The organism is Nocardioides hankookensis (assembly GCF_042658885.1).
Classification (GTDB): domain Bacteria; phylum Actinomycetota; class Actinomycetes; order Propionibacteriales; family Nocardioidaceae; genus Nocardioides; species Nocardioides hankookensis.
On record NZ_JBHSRJ010000009.1, the window covers coordinates 159161 to 175513 of the forward strand.

The 16353-nt window shown below is 72.2% G+C and carries 12 protein-coding genes; 3 read left to right on the forward strand and 9 right to left on the reverse strand.

The window, feature by feature from the left end; genetic code table 11:
* Positions 1 to 47 precede the first annotated feature (47 nt).
* Together ACFPYL_RS20190 and ACFPYL_RS20195 are read left to right on the forward strand one after the other, a co-directional pair.
* On the forward strand, positions 48 to 1520 hold the full coding sequence (locus tag ACFPYL_RS20190; RefSeq protein WP_379158589.1) for a lysyl oxidase family protein: 1473 nt from the start codon (positions 48 to 50) through the stop codon (positions 1518 to 1520).
* Positions 1521 to 1552: 32 nt separating this feature from the next.
* Entirely contained in the window at positions 1553 to 2353 is an 801-nt protein-coding gene (locus ACFPYL_RS20195; RefSeq protein WP_379158592.1) for an SDR family NAD(P)-dependent oxidoreductase, read from the forward strand.
* 80 nt (positions 2354 to 2433) lie between these two features.
* Here the strand turns inward: ACFPYL_RS20195 and ACFPYL_RS20200 are convergent, their stop codons facing one another.
* The 6 genes from ACFPYL_RS20200 to ACFPYL_RS20225 form a co-directional block, all read right to left on the reverse strand.
* A complete protein-coding gene (locus ACFPYL_RS20200; protein WP_379158595.1) occupies positions 2434 to 3270 on the reverse strand; it encodes a phosphotransferase family protein in 837 nt (278 codons plus the stop codon).
* Positions 3271 to 3293: 23 nt separating this feature from the next.
* Positions 3294 to 5975 (reverse strand): DEAD/DEAH box helicase family protein, encoded by a 2682-nt coding sequence (locus ACFPYL_RS20205; protein WP_379158598.1) that lies wholly within the window; start codon positions 5973 to 5975, stop codon positions 3294 to 3296.
* Between the two features lie 13 nt (positions 5976 to 5988).
* The gene (locus ACFPYL_RS20210; protein WP_379158601.1) at positions 5989 to 6942 is read right to left on the reverse strand and encodes an electron transfer flavoprotein subunit alpha/FixB family protein; all 954 of its coding nucleotides are present in this window, start codon (positions 6940 to 6942) and stop codon (positions 5989 to 5991) included.
* A gap of 10 nt (positions 6943 to 6952) precedes the next feature.
* Positions 6953 to 7723 carry an electron transfer flavoprotein subunit beta/FixA family protein gene (locus tag ACFPYL_RS20215; protein ID WP_379158604.1) on the reverse strand — a complete coding sequence of 257 codons (771 nt, stop codon included), beginning with the start codon at positions 7721 to 7723 and terminating at the stop codon, positions 6953 to 6955.
* Between the two features lie 142 nt (positions 7724 to 7865).
* A complete protein-coding gene (locus ACFPYL_RS20220) occupies positions 7866 to 8216 on the reverse strand; it encodes a hypothetical protein (protein ID WP_379158607.1) in 351 nt (116 codons plus the stop codon).
* 54 nt (positions 8217 to 8270) lie between these two features.
* On the reverse strand, positions 8271 to 9050 hold the full coding sequence (locus tag ACFPYL_RS20225) for an enoyl-CoA hydratase/isomerase family protein (RefSeq protein WP_379158610.1): 780 nt from the start codon (positions 9048 to 9050) through the stop codon (positions 8271 to 8273).
* Between the two features lie 54 nt (positions 9051 to 9104).
* Between ACFPYL_RS20225 and glgX the strand changes: the two genes are divergently transcribed.
* A complete protein-coding gene (glgX, locus tag ACFPYL_RS20230) occupies positions 9105 to 11279 on the forward strand; it encodes a glycogen debranching protein GlgX (RefSeq protein ID WP_379158613.1) in 2175 nt (724 codons plus the stop codon).
* A 125-nt stretch (positions 11280 to 11404) separates the two neighbouring features.
* On the opposite strand, the gene glgP is transcribed toward glgX, so the two are convergent.
* From glgP to ACFPYL_RS20245, 3 genes are read right to left on the reverse strand one after another with little or no spacing between them, the layout of a single operon-like run.
* The gene (glgP, locus tag ACFPYL_RS20235) at positions 11405 to 13990 is read right to left on the reverse strand and encodes an alpha-glucan family phosphorylase (protein ID WP_379158615.1); all 2586 of its coding nucleotides are present in this window, start codon (positions 13988 to 13990) and stop codon (positions 11405 to 11407) included.
* Between the two features lie 49 nt (positions 13991 to 14039).
* Entirely contained in the window at positions 14040 to 15167 is a 1128-nt protein-coding gene (locus ACFPYL_RS20240; RefSeq protein WP_379158618.1) for a hypothetical protein, read from the reverse strand.
* Positions 15164 to 16291: a hypothetical protein gene (locus ACFPYL_RS20245; RefSeq protein WP_379158621.1), complete on the reverse strand. Its 1128-nt coding sequence runs from the start codon at positions 16289 to 16291 to the stop codon at positions 15164 to 15166. Before ACFPYL_RS20245 ends, ACFPYL_RS20240 begins: the two co-directional genes overlap by 4 nt.
* Positions 16292 to 16353: the final 62 nt, after the last annotated feature.

Below are 16353 nucleotides of genomic sequence, written 5' to 3' on the forward strand. Positions count from 1 at the left end.
GGTCCGACCGACGTCGTACTGTCGACCAACGCCCAGGAAGGACTCCCGTGCTCCGCTCCCTCGCTCTCGTCTCCGCCCTCGCGCTGAGCGTCCCGCTGCTCGCCACCGTGCCGGCCGACGCCGACGCCGACGCCCGCCAGCAAACCGCCGCTCCCGTCACCGCGCCGTTCACGCTGTGGGCGCCGAAGACCGTGACGGCGTACTCCTACCGCCACCGCGCCTGGACCGACCTCGGCCTCCGGGTCGTGGCGCAGGGCGAGCCGTTCGAGCTCTGGTCGTCGCGCGCGTCGTACGCCGACCCGATCCGGACCGTCTGGCGCTCCTCCGCCGGCGACAAGGCACTACCGGCCGGGGCGATGAAGAACTTCTCCGGCCTGCGGAACGTGGTGCGGCTGTCCATCAAGCCCGCGCACGGCAAGGCGATGGTCGCGACCCGCGACGTCTGCTTCAACGGCTGGACCGAGCGGGTCCGGCCGGACGCCGAGCCGACCTCGCCGTACCCCTCGGGCTGCTGGAACAACCCGTTCAGCCTCGGCTCGGTCCAGGGCGTCCAGGAGGGCTGGTCGACCTCGGTGCTCACGGGCGACCGTCCGCTGCGCCTCGACCCGGGCACCTACCGGGTCCGCGCCCAGGTGCTGCCGCGGTACGCCGCGTTCTTCGGCCTGACGGCGGCCCAGGCGACCCGCACGGTCAAGCTCGTCGTGAAGTCGGACGACGAGGGCGAAGGTGAGGGCGACACCGGCGTCGCGACCGACCCGGTCCCCGTCGGCCGCGTCGCCACCCCCGCCGCGCACCGTCCGACCGGCGCCCAGCAGCGGCGTGTCACCGGCCCGACCCCGGACCTGCGCTCGCTGCCTGCGTGGGGCATCTCTCTGTCGAAGAACACCCACTACCTGCACTTCTCGGCCACGGTGTGGAACGCCGGCGACAGCCCGCTGGTCGTCGACGGGTTCCGTCGGCGCGGCCAGGACCTGATGGACGCCTACCAGTACTTCTTCGACGCCGACGGCACCCAGACCGGCTACCAGGACGTCGGGCACATGCACTGGGACCCCAAGCCGTCCCACCAGCACTGGCACTTCGAGGACTTCGCCCGCTACTCCCTGCTGCGCAAGGACAGGTCGACGGCCGCGGTCTCGAAGAAGGAGGCGTTCTGCCTCGCCAACACCGACGCCGTCGACCTCACCGTCCCGAGCGCCGCGTGGAAGCCGGAGAACACCGACCTCGCGACCTCCTGCGGCGACTACACGTCGCTGAGCATCCGCGAGGTGCTGGCGGCGGGCTGGGGCGACACCTACACGCAGTACCGCGCCGGCCAGTCCTTCCGCGTCGACAACCTTCCGAACGGCGTCTACTTCATCTCGGTCGCCGCGAACCCGGACGGCAACCTCGTCGAGAGCTCCACGACCAACAACGTGGCGCTGCGCAAGATCCGGCTCAGCGGCAAGCGCGACGAGCGGAAGGTGACCGTGACCCAGGTCGGGATCATCAAGGACGAGGGGTACGGCGGCACCGGCTGACCTCGACCCGGCTGACCCCTACGCTGCACGGCATGCGCATCGAGGGGAACGTCTTCGTGGTGACCGGCGGCGGCAACGGGATCGGCCGGGAGGTCGTGCTCGGGCTGCTCTCCCGGGGCGGTCGGGTCGCGGCGGTCGACCTGCGGCCCGACAGCCTGGAGGAGACCGCACGGCTCGCCGCCGCCGGCGACCGGCTCAGCACGCACACCGTCGACATCACCGACCGGGCCACGGTCGAGGCGCTGCCCGCGGCGGTGGTGGCCGCGCACGGGCAGGTCGACGGGCTGCTCAACGTCGCCGGGATCATCCAGCAGTTCGTGCCGTTCGCCGACCTGACGTACGACGAGATCGGGCGGGTCCTGTCGGTCAACCTCTGGGGCGTCCTGCACACCACGAAGACCTTCCTGCCGCACCTGCTCGACCGCCCCGCGGCTGCGATCGTCAACGTGTCGAGCATGGGCGGCCTCGCTCCCGTGCCCGGCCAGACGATCTACGGTGCGTCGAAGGCGGCGGTCAAGCTGCTCACCGAGGGCCTGTACGCCGAGCTGATGACGACCGACGTCGCCGTCACGACCGTCTTCCCGGGCGGCGTCGGCACCGGCATCGCCGACAACTCCGGAGCCTCGATCCCCGGCGTCGACGCCGACAGCGACCTCGCCGCCAACCTCACCTCCCCCGAGGACGCCGGCCGCCAGATCGTCGAGGGCCTCGAGAAGGGCAGCTACCGCGTCGTCATCGGCAAGGACGCCCGGATGCTCGACCGGATCACCCGCCTGATGCCGCGCCGCGCCACCGAGCTGGTCGCCAAGAAGATGGCCTCCCTCACCAGCTGACCCGCTTCCGTGGAGGTGGTTTCGAGGCTCGCTCCGCTCGCACCTCAACCACCGTGTCGGTGGTTGAGGTGCGAAGGCCGCTAGGCCTGAGCCTCGAAACCACCCTCGACGGCGTGGATGTCCCCCGTGGCCAGGATGGCGTCGAGGCGCAGCGCCGCGCGGTCGGCGACCGGGTTCTGGCCGGCGCGGGAGGCCAGGTCGGCCAGGGCGTAGAGGTCGGCCGAGCGGGCCAGCTCGAGCGCACGACGCGGCGGGGTGCCGCGGAGCTCGGCGTACACACCCAGGACGGCATCGACGTACGCCGGCTCGCGGTCGAAGCGCAGCACGTTGCCGAGGTCGGTGAACGGGTGGCCGGCGTGCGCGAACTCCCAGTCGAGGACGCCGGTGACCTCGAGGGTGTCGGGGTCGAGGAGCAGGTTCTTGGGGTTGAGGTCGCTGTGCACGAGGCAGGTGCGGGTCTCCTCGTCCAGCAGCGCCTCCGCGGCCGCGCCGACCTCGCCGAGCGACTCCGGGAGCTCGAGCTCGTACGGCGTGACCGTGAGCTCGCCGTCGGCGAAGATCCCGCGCCGCAGCATCGGCATCCCGCCCAGCGCGGCGGCGACCCGGCCGACCGCCTGCCCCGCTCGCCGCAGGCCAGCGTCGTCCAGGGTCGGGAGCAGCAGGTCGCCGCGGACGCCCGGGAGGAGCTCGGTCACGAGCAGCGCCGGCATCTCGCCGGACGCGCGGCGTACCTCCAGGACCTGCGGCACCGGCAGCAGACCGCGCACCAGCCGGAGCACGGCGGCGTCGATCTCGTGCGCGGCGGGTCCGCGCCGACCGCCGTAGATGCGGACGACCGTCCGCTCCCCGCCCGCGTCGGCCACGAACGTCTCGCCGGACCAGCCACCCTCCATCGGCTCCAGCGACGCGAACTCCACGCGGCCAGCCTAGGAGTCGAGCCCTACGACCAGTGCCGGCGGATCACGGTGGTGGCGTCGAAGGGATCGCTGCCCTGCTGCGCGGCGAGCACGCCGGCGCCCTCCGGCGAGCCCGTGTAGAGCAACGACGTCGGGCCGACCCACCGATCCCACGCGGCTGCGAACGCGCCAGCGCGGGCGGCGTTGACGCCCAGCGCGCTCGGCACCGGGTGCCAGACGACGCCCGAGGGACGCGCCCGCAGCATCGCGCGGCGTACGGCGGAGGCGCCGCGGACCGTCGCCCAGAAGCCCGGGTCCGGCACGTCGTCCGGACCGAGCACGTAGCGCGCCACGACGTAGCGCGGGGTGGCCATCGGCTCGAGCAGCTGCTCCAGCGACTCGGTGAAGAGCCACGACGAGGCCTCGTCGGCGCCGTCCAGCCGGCAGCGGTACTCCCCGCTCGGGTGCTGCTCCACCACGACCCCCGGACTGCCCGGACCGCCGAGGCCAGCGCTCAGCAGGCCGTCGGCGACGGCGGCCCCGAGCTGCTGGAGCGACGGCGCGACGAGCACCGGGCGGAGCACGTCGTCGCGCCAGGCGACCAGCCGCCGGCGGCGGTGCCGGAGGACGAAGGCGCTGGGCGCTGCGAGCAGGGTGCCGCGCACGAGCACGCCGTCGGCACTGGTCACCAGCGGCGGCGGGACCGGCGGACCGCTCCCCTCGGCCGGCGCGCTCACCCGGCCGCGCACGCGCAGCGTCGGGCGCACCTGGTCGACGTACGGCGTCCCGACCCGCCACCATGCGCGGACCGCCTGCCGGTCGCGGGCCCGCCCGTCCATCCGGGCGTTGAGGGCGTCGACGTCGGCCACCGGGGGCGGGACGTACGGCGAGAACGACGCGTCCAGGTGACCGACCCCGTCGACGACGTCCCCCTCGGCGTCGATGCCCTGGAAGCCGACGTGCTTGCGCACCAGCCGGTCCCAGTCCTGGCCGCCGCGCGGGTGCGCCTCGGTGAGGCAGACGACCGACCAGGTGAGCGCCACCTTGTCCGGCCAGGTCGGGTCGACCCGGAGCGCACGGCCCCGGGTCTGGACGACGGCCGTGCTGGTCGTCGCCGTGGTCAGGTCGACCAGCGTGCTGATCCGGCGGGCGTCCCAGCCCTCGCCGAGGAGGCCCCGGGTGCCGACCAGCACCCGCGAGCCGCCGCTCTCGAAGAAGCGGGTCACGTGCGGCACCCACCGCCGGCTGGTCCACGGCCCGGTCAGGGTCGCGACCTCGCCGGGCTCCACCACCAGCGCGTCGGCGAGCGCCGGGTCGGCGCCGCGTACCTGCTCGACGAGCGCGCGCAGGGTCCCCTCCCCGGCAGCCACGGTCGAGCCGGTCACGAGCAGCGGGTCGAGCCCGGCCGTGGCGGGATCCCCGACCAGGGCGGCGATCACCGAGCGCGCCGAGCCCTCCTGGTCGTCGAGCACGCCGTCGAGCGCCTCCGGCACGATCGCGGTCGCCCGCTCGTGGTCGCAGAGCACCAGCACCCGCGCGTGGTCGCCGAGCACGTCCCACTCCTGCGCGACCAGCCCGACGGTCGCGGTGGTCTTCGCGAGTGACCGGGCCAGCACCCGGTCGACGGTCGAGCGACCGACCCGGATCCCCCGCCGGGTCCACACGTAGCCGACCGCCGGCAGCGCACGTCGTACGACGTCCAGGACGTCGTGGTCACGCGGGTCCTCGCTGGGTACGACGCAGCGCACCAGCCAGTCGTCCACCAGGGCGACCCAGTCCGCCGGTGTCGGCGGCCGGCGGTGGCGCTCGGAGAGCACCGCGCCCGGCGGGAGCGCGAGCAGGCCGGCGAAGTGCAGCCGCAGCGCCGCGTCGAGCTGGTCGGGCGCGACCTCGACCCGCGGCACCGCCGTCACGAACCGCTCGTCGAGCCACGGGAGGAAGGGCAGCGACCCGAACTCCGGGTCCATCAGCCGCGTGGTGAGCTCGGTGAACCGGGTCGCCTCCTCGGCCAGCCACTCCTCCTCGCGCGCGGTCGGGGTGACGAGGTGGGCGAGCTCCAGGTACGGCGCGAGGTCGCCCTCCCGGACCAGCGCCGGGACGCCGGCCTGGAAGACGATGCCGCCGAAGAGCTCGTCGACGAGCCGGGCCTGGTCGGCGTCCAGGGTCGCGGGCGGAGTCGCGGTCAGGCCGAGCACCCACGAGTCGGGCAGCTCCGCGAGGAGCTCGGCGAGCAGCTCGCCCCAGACCTCGAGCAGGTGGTGGCACTCGTCCAGCACGAGCAGCAGCCCGGGCGTCGCGCGCAGCCGCTCCACGAGGGCGCGGCCGTTGGGGTGGAGGCGGGCCAGCTGGGAGGCGGACGCGTCGTCGTCCGGGTCGTCGTCCGGGTCGTCGGCGACCTCGTCGTCGGCGTCGAAGATCGCAACGGCCTGGTAGGTGAGCGAGGTGAGCTCGGCCGTCAGCCCACGGTCGTCGGACGCGGTGAGCCCGAGCTCGGCGGCCGCACCGACCCACTGGCCCTGGATGGCCGTGTTGGGGCTGAGCACGACGGCCTTGGTGACCGTGCCATCACGCAGGTGCCGGGCCGCCGTCTCCAGGCCGACCCGGGTCTTGCCGCCGCCCGGCGGCAGCACGATCCAGGCGCGGCTGCGGCCGGCGTCCCACGCCGACTCGAGCGCCTGGAGGGCGCGACGCTGGTGGACCCGCAGCTGCGGCGTCGACGGGTCCACCAGCGGTGGGCTCTCAGCCCTTGCGCTTGTTGATCTCCTCGGTGGCGGCGGGGAGCACCGTGTGCAGGTCACCCACCACACCGAAGTCGACGAGCTCGAACATCGGGGCCTCTTCGTCCTTGTTGACGGCCACGATGGTCTTCGAGGTCTGCATGCCGGCGCGGTGCTGGATCGCGCCGGAGATGCCGTTGGCGACGTAGAGCTGCGGCGAGACGGTCTTGCCGGTCTGGCCGACCTGGAAGCTGTGCGGCTTCCAGCCGGAGTCGACGGCGGCACGCGAGGCGCCGACCGCGGCACCGAGGGAGTCCGCGAACTCCTCGACCGGGTCGAAGTTGCCGCCGGTGCCGCGACCACCGGAGACCACGATCGCGGCCTCGGTGAGCTCGGGGCGACCGGTCGCCTGGCGCGGCTGCGAGGCCACGATCTGGGCGGTCTTCGCGGCGTCGGAGATCGTCGGGGAGAACTCCTCGACGGCCGCCGCACCCTCGGACTCCTCAGGAGCGGCCGAGTTGGGCTTGACCGTGATGATCGGCGTGCCCTTGGTGACCTTGCCGGTCAGCGTGTAGTTGCCGGCGAAGACGCTCTGGGTGGCGACGCCGCCCTCCTGCACGTCGACGGCGTCGGTGATCAGACCCGACTCGAGCTTGATCGAGAGGCGGGCACCGATCTCCTTGCCCTCGCCCGAGGACGGGATCAGGATCGCGGCGGGCGACGCCTTCTCGGCGAGCTGCTGGAGCGCCTCCGCCTTCGGGGCGACCAGGTAGCCCTTGATCTGCGCGTCGTCGACGACGTAGACCTTCTCGGCGCCGTACTTCTTGACCTTCTCCGTCACCTCGGCGGCCTTGTCGGCCGGGCCGATGAAGACGGCAGAGGGCTCACCGAGTCGCTTGGCGATGGTGAGGAGCTCGTAGGTCGGCTTCTTGACCGCGCCCTCGGCGTGGTCGATGAGAACGAGAACTTCAGACATCAGACGCTCCTCAGATGAACTTCTTCGAGGCGAGGAACTCGACCAGCGCCGTGGCGCCCGAGCCATCCTCGTCCTTGACGATCTCGCCGGCGGTGCGCGGCGGGCGGGCCGTGGTGTCCTCGACGGCTGTCCACGCGGCGTCCAGGCCGACCTCGCCGGCATCGACCCCGATGTCGCTCAGCGACCAGGTCTCCAGCGGCTTCTTCTTCGCGGCCATGATGCCCTTGAACGACGGGTAGCGGGCCTCGCCCGACTGGTCGGTCACCGAGAGCAGCAGCGGCATGGTGCCACCGATGACCTCGGTGGCGGTGTCGCCGTCGCGCTTGATGCGCACCTGGTCGCCCTGGCTCTCGACGACCGAGGCGAGGGTGACCTGCGGGAGGCCGAGGCGCTCCGCGAGCATCGCGGGCACGACGCCACCGGAGGCGTCCGTCGAGGCCATGCCGCACATGACGACGTCCGGGGAGCCGATCTTCTCGATGGCCTTGGCGAGCACGAGGGAGGTCGCGGCGTAGTCGGAGCCGGCGATCGCCTCGTCGCTGACGTGGACGCCCTTGTCGGCACCCATCTGCAGCGCCTTGCGCACGGCGTCGAGGGCCTTCTCCGGGCCGATGCACACCGCGGTGACGTCGGTGTCGTCGCCGGCCTTCTCCTTGAGCTGGAGAGCCTGCTCCACGGCGTACTCGTCGAGCTCCGACAGGAGCCCGTCGACGCCGACGCGGTCCACGGTGTTGTCCGACTCGAACTGCCGGTCGGCAGTGGCGTCGGGGACGTACTTCACACAGACGACAATGTTCATGGTGGTGTGGCCGGGACGGCCCCTCCTGTGGTCTCGGATGTGCTCGTGAGGCTACCGCCGCGTAGGACGGGCGGAAACTCGCTCCAGGGTTGGCTTTGTCACAGCGCCGCTGTCACGGTCGGGGTCACGGTCGGACGAGGCGCTCCAGGATCCGCCCGACGACGAGGTAGGCCACGGCGCCGAGGCCCCAGTTGGCCAGCGCGCTCTTCGTGGCGGCGTCGGCGCCCGCGAACGTGAAGATGCCGTTGTCGCGGGAGAAGACGTTCAGGTCCACCACGTCGGCGACGTCGAGGACGAAGCTCACGAGGACGTTGTCCTGGTTGGCGTCCAGCGCGATCAGCAGCGCACCGACGGCCAGGAACAGCGCGCACACGACGGCCGCCAGCCAGATCAGGCGGGCGAGCTGGACCCGCACGGCGGCGGTCCCACCCCGCCCCTTCTTGCGCTCGGCCACGTCAGCTCCCGGGGTTCTCACGCGCGACATCGTCCCCTCGGGACGCTCGCGCCAAACGGCAAGTGTGCGACCCGGTCATCGGCCGACGAACTCTGCCTTGCCCGGACCGTTCTCCACGAACGACGCCATCCCGATCGAGCGGTCCTCGGTCGCGAAGAGCGCGGCGAACTGCTGGCGCTCGATCTCCAGGCCGGTCTCGAGGTCCACCTCGGAGCCGCGGTCGATGCTCTCCTTCGCCGCGCGGATGGCGTACGACGCGGCGCCGCTGAACTGCTTCGCCCAGGCCAGCGCCTCGTCGTACACGCTCTCGGCGGGCACGACCCGGTCGACGAGACCGATGGCCAGCGCCTCGTCGGCCTTGACGAAGCGGCCGGTGAAGATCAGGTCCTTGGCCTTGCTGGGCCCGACCAGGCGGGTCAGCCGCTGGGTGCCGCCGGCGCCGGGGATGATGCCGAGCAGGATCTCCGGCTGGCCGAGGGTGGCGTTGTCCGCCGCGATCCGGATGTCGGCGCACAGCGCGAGCTCGCAGCCGCCGCCGAGCGCGTAGCCGGTGATCGCGGCGACGACGGGCTTGGGGATCCGGGCGACGGCGCCGACCGCCGACTGCAGCGGACCCGAGCGCTTGACCATGTCGGTGTACGACATGTCGGCCATCTCCTTGATGTCGGCGCCGGCCGCGAAGACCCGCTCCCCGCCGTACACGACGACGGCCTTGACGTCGTCACGCTCGGTGGCCTCGACGGCGGCGGCACGGATCTCCTCCTGCACCTGCACGTTGAGCGCGTTCATCTTCGGTCGGTCCAGCCGGATGGTGCCGACCCCGTCGGCCACCTCCAGTCGCACGAACTCACCCATCGTCTGTCGTCCTCTCTCGGGTCCGTCCCCGGCATGCTGCCACCATCGGGAAGAATGCCGCCCGTGACCCCTGGCATCTGGACCCACCTCGGACAGCGCGCGCGGGTCTGGCCCGGGCGCAACTGGCCGCTCGGGGCCACCTGGTCACCCGAGTCGACGAACTTCGCCGTCTACTCCCCCAACGCCACCGAGTGCTGGGTCTGCGTCTTCGACGACGAGGGCGTCGAGACCCGTCACCAGCTCACCGAGCGCTCGCTCGGCATCTGGCACGGCGCGCTCCCGGACCTCGCGCCGGGGACGCGGTACGGCTTCCGCGTCGACGGCCCCTGGGACCCGGCCGCCGGGCTCCGCTTCAACCCGCAGAAGCTGCTGCTCGACCCCTACGCGCTCGCCACCTCCGGCACGGTCACCCCGAAGCCGGCGCTCTTCGGCTACGACATGGCCGACCCGACCCTCCGCGACGAGCAGGACTCCGCGCCGTACACCGCGCGCAGCGTGGTCGTGGACCCGTCGTTCGACTGGGAGGGCGACACCCCGATGCGGCGGCGGTGGCGCGACACCGTGGTCTACGAGCTGCACGTCAAGGGCTTCACGCAGCTGCACGACCGGGTGCCCGAGGAGCAGCGCGGGACGTACGCCGGGCTCGGGAGCCCCGCGGTCGTGGACTACCTGCGCGACCTCGGCGTCACCGCCGTCGAGCTGCTGCCGGTCCAGCAGTTCTTCTCGGAGCCGGCGCTGATCGAGCGCGGGCTCGTGAACTACTGGGGCTACAACACGATCGGCTACTTCTCCCCCGACGCCGGCTACAGCTCGACCGGCGACCGTGGCCAGCAGGTCAGCGAGTTCAAGCAGATGGTGAAGTCGCTGCACGCAGCCGGCATCGAGGTCATCCTCGACGTCGTCTACAACCACACCGCCGAGGGCGGCGCGCTCGGCCCCACGATCTCCTTCCGCGGCCTCGACGACCGCGGCTTCTACAAGCGGGTCAAGCCGACCGTCGACCCCGAGACCGGCGCCGAGACCTGGGACGACACCTACTGGGACGTCACCGGCTGCGGCAACACCGTCGACTCCAACGATCCCCTGGCGCTGCGGCTGATCCTCGACTCGCTGCGCTACTGGGTCACCGAGATGCACGTCGACGGCTTCCGCTTCGACCTGATGTCGGCGCTGACCCGTACCGGCTACGACATCGACATGAACTGCCGGCTGCTCGTCGCCATCGGCCAGGACCCGGTGCTGCGCCACGTCAAGCTGATCGCGGAGCCGTGGGACGCCTCGATGGACGGCTACCTCGTCGGCCGGATGCCGCCGCCGTGGGTGGAGTGGAACGACCAGTACCGCGACGAGATCCGCGACTTCTGGCGCAACCACTCCTCCGGCAACAGCACCGTCGCCACCCGGCTCGCCGGCTCGTCGGACCTGTACGCCGACGACGGGCGCTCGGCGTACAACTCGATCAACTTCGTGACCGCCCACGACGGCTTCACCGCGCGCGACCTGGTGACCTACGAGGGCAAGCACAACGAGGCCAACGGCGAGGACAACCGCGACGGCACCGACAACAACCGGTCGTGGAACCTCGGCCACGAGGGCGAGAGCGACGACCCCGCGATGGTCGCCGTACGCCGGCGGCAGACCGCCAACATGATGGCGACGCTGTGCCTGTCCAACGGCGTCCCGATGATCACCGCCGGCGACGAGCGCGGCCGCACCCAGCGCGGCAACAACAACGCCTACTGCCAGGACAACGAGCTCTCGTGGGTCGACTGGAGCGTCGACGATGCGTGGCTGGACGTCTACGAGATCACCCGGGCCGCGCTGCGGCTGCGGCGCGAGCACCCGGCGCTGCGGCAGCGGCACTGGTTCGAGGGCCGGCCGACGATCCGCGGTGGCCCCAAGGACCTCGCCTGGCTGCACCCGTCCGGGCGCGAGATGGCCGACGCCGACTGGCACGACCCCGACCTGCGCACGATCGGCATGTTCGTGTCCGGCGCCCCGCTGCGCGCGCCCGGCCGGCACGGCGAGCAGCAGGTCGACAAGTCCTTCATCCTCTGGTTCAACGCCGGCTGGCTGCCGGCGTCGATCTCGCTGCCCGAGAACGACTGGGTGCAGACCGGCGAGGTCGTCCTCTCCACCGACTTCCGGCTCCCCGTCGGCACCCGCGTCCAGGCCGGGGACCGGATCGCCGTCGGCCGCCGGACCGTCGTCGTCCTCCGCGAGGTCTGAGCCCCACGCCGACCCGGCGCTCGTTTGCCGTCGACCCGGCTCCCGTTTGCCGTCGACCCGGCGCCCGTTTGCCGTCGACCGGAAAACCAGCGCCGGGTCGGGGAAAAACCAGCGCCGGGTCGGCTCTAGGGCAGCGCGACGATGCCGAGCTCGGCGGGCGAGGTGAGCAGGTCGTTGCGGGGTACGACGCGGACGGTGTAGCCGAACGAGCCGGAGTGGTCGAGGACCACGTCGCCGTCGAAGCGGTGCCGGCCGGCCTCGTAGGACTCGGCCGGGTGCAGCGACGACACGATGGTGTCGCTCAGCTCGTCCTCGCCGTTGCTGCGCCCGTGCACGAGCTGCACGTCCACGTCGGCCGGCGACAGGTCGCCGAGGGCGACGAAGGCCCGCACGCTCATGGTGTCGCCGACCTCGGGGGCGTCACCGACGCCGCTGCTCTCGACGTGCTCGACGCGTACGCCGGGCCAGCCCGCGCGCACCTTCTTCTTCCAGGCGGCCAGCTCGACCGCGCCGGCGTAGTCGGAGTTCAGGCGGCGGGCGGTCGTGGCCGCCGGCGTGTAGAGCTGCCGCACGTAGTCGCTGACCATCCGGGTGGCGAGCACCTTGGGCCCGAGCGACTTCAGCGTGTGCCGCGTCATCTCGAGCCAGCGGGTCGGGACGCCTTCGCCGTCGACGTCGTAGAAGCGCGGCGCGACCTCGTTCTCGATCAGGTCGTAGAGCGCGTTGGCCTCGAGGTCGTCACGGTGGTCGGGGTCGGTGACGCCGTCGGCCGACGGGATCGCCCAGCCGTTCTCGCCGTCGTACCACTCGTCCCACCAGCCGTCGAGGATCGACAGGTTGAGACCGCCGTTGAGCGCCGCCTTCATGCCCGACGTACCGCAGGCCTCGTAGGGCCGCAGCGGGTTGTTGAGCCACACGTCGCAGCCCGGGTAGAGCGGCTGCGCCATCGCGATGTCGTAGTTGGGCAGGTAGGCGATCCGGTGCCGCACCTCCGGGTCGTCGGCCAGCTGCACGATCGCCTGGATCAGCTTCTTGCCGCCGTCGTCGGCCGGGTGCGCCTTGCCGGCCATCACCAGCTGGACCGGGCGCTCCGGGTCGAGCAGCAGCCGCTTGAGCCGCTCGGGGTCGCGCAGCATCAGCGTCAGTCGCTTGTACGACGCAGCGCGGCGGGCGAAGCCGATCGTGAGCACGTCGGGGTCGAGCGCGGTCTCGATCCAGCCGAGCTCCGCCTTGGCGGCGCCGCGCTTCTCGTGGGAACGGGCCAGGCGCTTGCGGGCGTCGAGGACGAGCCGCTCGCGCAGCGCGCGCTTGGTCGCCCAGATGTCGGCGCCGGAGACCTTGTCGACCGCGGCCCAGAAGGACTCGGCGTCGTCGGAATCGGCGTCGGCGCCCTGGCTGGTCGCCAGCGCGATGACCTCGCGGGCCACCCAGCTGGGCGCGTGCACGCCGTTGGTGATCGACCCGATCGGGACCTCGGCCTCGTCGAAGGCCGGCCACAGTCCGTTGAACATCTCGCGGCTCACGTGGCCGTGCAGCTGCGAGACGCCGTTGGCGCGCTGCGCGAGCCGGAAGCCCATCACCGCCATGTTGAAGACGGACGGGTCGCCGCCCTCGTAGTCCTCGGTGCCGAGCGGCAGGATCCGCTCGACGGGGACGCCGGGGGTGGCGCCGGCGTCGCTGAAGTACTGCTCCACCAGCGTGCGCGGGAAGCGGTCGATGCCCGCCGGCACCGGCGTGTGGGTCGTGAACACCGTCGACGCGCGGCCGACCTCGAGGGCGGTGTCGAAGTCGAGCTTCGGGCCGTCCTCAGCGACGGTCAGCTCGCGGATCCGCTCGAGCCCGAGGAAGCCGGCGTGGCCCTCGTTGGTGTGGAACACCTCCGGCGCCGCGTGCCCGGTGATGCGGGAGAAGACGCGCAGCGCGCGCACGCCGCCGACGCCGAGCAGCAGCTCCTGGCGCAGGCGGTGCTCGCTGGTGCCGCCGTACAACCGGTCGGTGACCTCGCGGTAGTGGTCGGGGTTGCCCTCGACGTCGGTGTCCAGCATCAGCAGCGGCACCCGGCCGACGCTGGCGACCCAGATCCGGGCGAGCAGCTCGGGGCCGTCGGGCAGCGCGATGCTGATCATCGCGCGCTCGCCGTTCTCCTCGCGCAGCAGCGAGATCGGCAGCCCGTCGGGGTCGAGGACCGGGTAAGTCTCCTGCTGCCAGCCCTCGCGGGACAGCGACTGCTTGAAGTAGCCGTGCTTGTAGAGCAGGCCGACGCCGATGATCGGCACGCCGAGGTCGCTCGCGGCCTTGAGGTGGTCGCCCGCCAGGATGCCGAGGCCGCCGGAGTACTGCGGCAGCACCGCGGTGATGCCGAACTCCGGCGAGAAGTAGCCGATCGCCTTCGGGCCGTCGACGCCGGCCGCGAGCCGCCGCTGGTACCAGCGGTCGCCGGTCAGGTACGCCGAGAGGTCGTCGTGGGCGGCGCCGAGGGCCGCCAGGAACCCGCTGTCCGCAGCCAGCTCGTCCAGGCGGGCCCGGCCGACGGCACCCAGCAGCTTGACCGGGTCACGTCCCGTCGACTCCCACAGGTCGGGGTCGACGGACGCGAACACGTCCTGGCTCTGGGGGTGCCAGGACCAACGCAGGTTGCCGGCGAGATCGCCCAGCGGGGCGAGCGCCGCGGGCAGCACGGGACGGACGGTGAATCGACGGATAGCACGCACCCGGCGACGTTACCGCGAGTCTCTTGGATCGATCAAAGGAACGGAGAGATCACCGCGGGTCGATCTCGAGCACCAGGTGCCGGTCGTTGCGGACCACGGCCGCGAACATCCGGCCGTGGCTGCGTCCGAGCGTCGAGACCGCGATGGAGCGCACGTCGCCCAGCCCGGAGATGTAGGCCCGACTGTTCAGGCTCGACCCACCGACCCAGAGCGCGCGTCGGGGCAGCAGCTCCTCCTGGTCGGACGTGTAGCCCGACGTCAGGTACACCCGTCCACCCAGGTCGCTCCCGGTCTGGAGGAAGTACTGCTGGGCGTCGTCGGGGGCCACCAGCGCCTCCATCATCTTCATGTCGGATGCCCGGATCCGGACCACCGCAGACGCGACCCGTGTCGACCGCGGTTCGACGGGGCGCTGGATCTCCGCGAAGATCGCGGCACCCGCCGGGGAATACACCAGCTCGGTGATCCGCCGGTAGGGCTTGCCCTCCCATCCAGGCACGAGGTACGCGGTGAGGTCGTCGTCGCTCGCGGAGATGCTCCCGTCGCGGTGGAGGGCGACCCGGTAGAGCGAAGTCGCATCGACCTCGTCGTCGAGCACCAGCTGCGTGCTGTCCGGCGACACGGCCATGACGTGCGTGTCGGTGAGGAGCCCGGTCCGTGCGGCGACGCGAGGACGGGTCGGGTCACCGAGCAGGTAGGACTGGACGAACATCTCGGTGAGGACCAGGAGCTGACGACCGTCGGGGGTGAGCACCGCGTCACGGACCTCACGGTGCTGGGGCTGTGCCACCAGCTTCATCGCACGGACGAGGCGCGGCGCGTGGCCGCGGAGGTCGTAGATCCGCAGGTACGCCCCGTAGCCCTCGTGCACGAGGTACGCGTACCGCCCACCACGCACGAGGAGCATCTTGTAGGAGTTGGCCTGGGGGACCCGCGTGGTCCCCAGCCTCTTCACCGCCGACGGCCCGACGGCGTACGTCGTCAGCCCGGCGTTGGTCTGGACCACGAGCATCCGCCCGTCGGGGGTCACGGCCGTGTCGGTGGCGCCGTGGCCCGGGAACGGCGCGGCGGCCACGACCTTGGCGGGCTCCGGTGCGGCCTCCGCCGGCTGCTCGCCGAGCGCCAGGGAAGCCGCCACGGCGACCGCGAGCGCGAGGGCGCAGGCGCGGCGGATCATCGCGGGTCCACCTCGAGCACGAGGTGCCGGTCGTTGCGGACGGCGGCCGCGAAGAGCCGGCCACGGGTCCGCCCGGCGGGCGAGACCGCGAGCGAGCGCACGTCCCCGAGTCCGGAGACGTAGTGCCGGACAGCGAGGTTCGTCCCGTCGACCCAGAGGGCGCGCCGGGGCAACAGCTCCTGCTGGTCAGAGGTGTCGCCCGAGGTGAGGTAGACCCGCGCGCCGTTGTTGCTCCGGGTCTGGAGGAAGTACTGCTGCGCGTCGTCCGGAGCGACCAGGCTTCGCACCATCGTCATGTCGGAGATCCGGATCCGGGCCACCGCCGACGTGACCCGGGTGGACCCGGGCTCGACAGGGCTCTGGATCTCCGCGAAGACCGAGGCACCACCCGGGGAGTAGTTGAGCTCGGTGATCCGCGAGAGGTAGCGACGGTCCTCCCACCCGGGCACGAGGTACTCGGTGTAGCCGTCGTCGGCCCCGGAGATGCTCCCGTCGCGGCGGAGGGTGAGCCGGTAGAGCGCAGCGCCACCCACTCGGTCGTCGAGCAGCAGCTGCGTGCTGTCCGGGGAGACGGCGATGGTGCGCGTGTCGGAGATGAGCGAGGTCCGCTTGGCCACGCGGGGCCGGGTCGGGTCGCCGAGCAGGTACGTCTGGATGAACATCTCGGTGACGATCACGAGCTGGCGCCCGTCGGGGGTGAGCACGGCGTCGCGGACGTCGCGGTACTGGGGCTGCGCCACCAGCTTCACCGTCCGGACCAGGCGCGGCGCGCGGCCGCGCAGGTCGTAGATCTTCAGGATCTCCTCGGTGTGCTCCCGCACGAGGTAGGCGTAGCGGCCGCCGCGGAGCAGCAGCATCTTGTACGAGTTCGCGCCCGGGAGCCGGGTGGTGCCGAGCCGCTTCATCGCGGACGGTCCGATCGCGTACGTCGTGAGCCCGGCGTTCGTCTTGACGACCAGGATCCGCCCGTCCGGCGTCACGGCCGTGTCGGCGGCGCCATGACCCGGGAACGGCGCAGCGGCCACGACCTTCGCGGGCGTCGGCGCCGCGGCGTGGGCCGGGGCTACGACGAGCGCCGGCAGGGCGAGGGCGAGTACGGCGACGAGGCCGCGGGCGAGGCGCATGGGGGGCTCCAGAGGATCGTGGTGCGAGGTGTCTCACCCCTGACAGCGTCGGACGCCCCGAG

Coding starts and splice junctions, on each gene's coding strand:
- ACFPYL_RS20195 (WP_379158592.1), top strand. CDS start 1,553: ATGCGCATCGAGGGGAACGTCTTCGTGGTGACCGGCGGCGGCAACGGG.
- ACFPYL_RS20210 (WP_379158601.1), bottom strand. CDS start 6,942: ATGTCTGAAGTTCTCGTTCTCATCGACCACGCCGAGGGCGCGGTCAAG.
- ACFPYL_RS20225 (WP_379158610.1), bottom strand. CDS start 9,050: ATGGGTGAGTTCGTGCGACTGGAGGTGGCCGACGGGGTCGGCACCATC.
- glgX (WP_379158613.1), top strand. CDS start 9,105: ATGCCGCCCGTGACCCCTGGCATCTGGACCCACCTCGGACAGCGCGCG.
- ACFPYL_RS20240 (WP_379158618.1), bottom strand. CDS start 15,167: ATGATCCGCCGCGCCTGCGCCCTCGCGCTCGCGGTCGCCGTGGCGGCT.
- ACFPYL_RS20245 (WP_379158621.1), bottom strand. CDS start 16,291: ATGCGCCTCGCCCGCGGCCTCGTCGCCGTACTCGCCCTCGCCCTGCCG.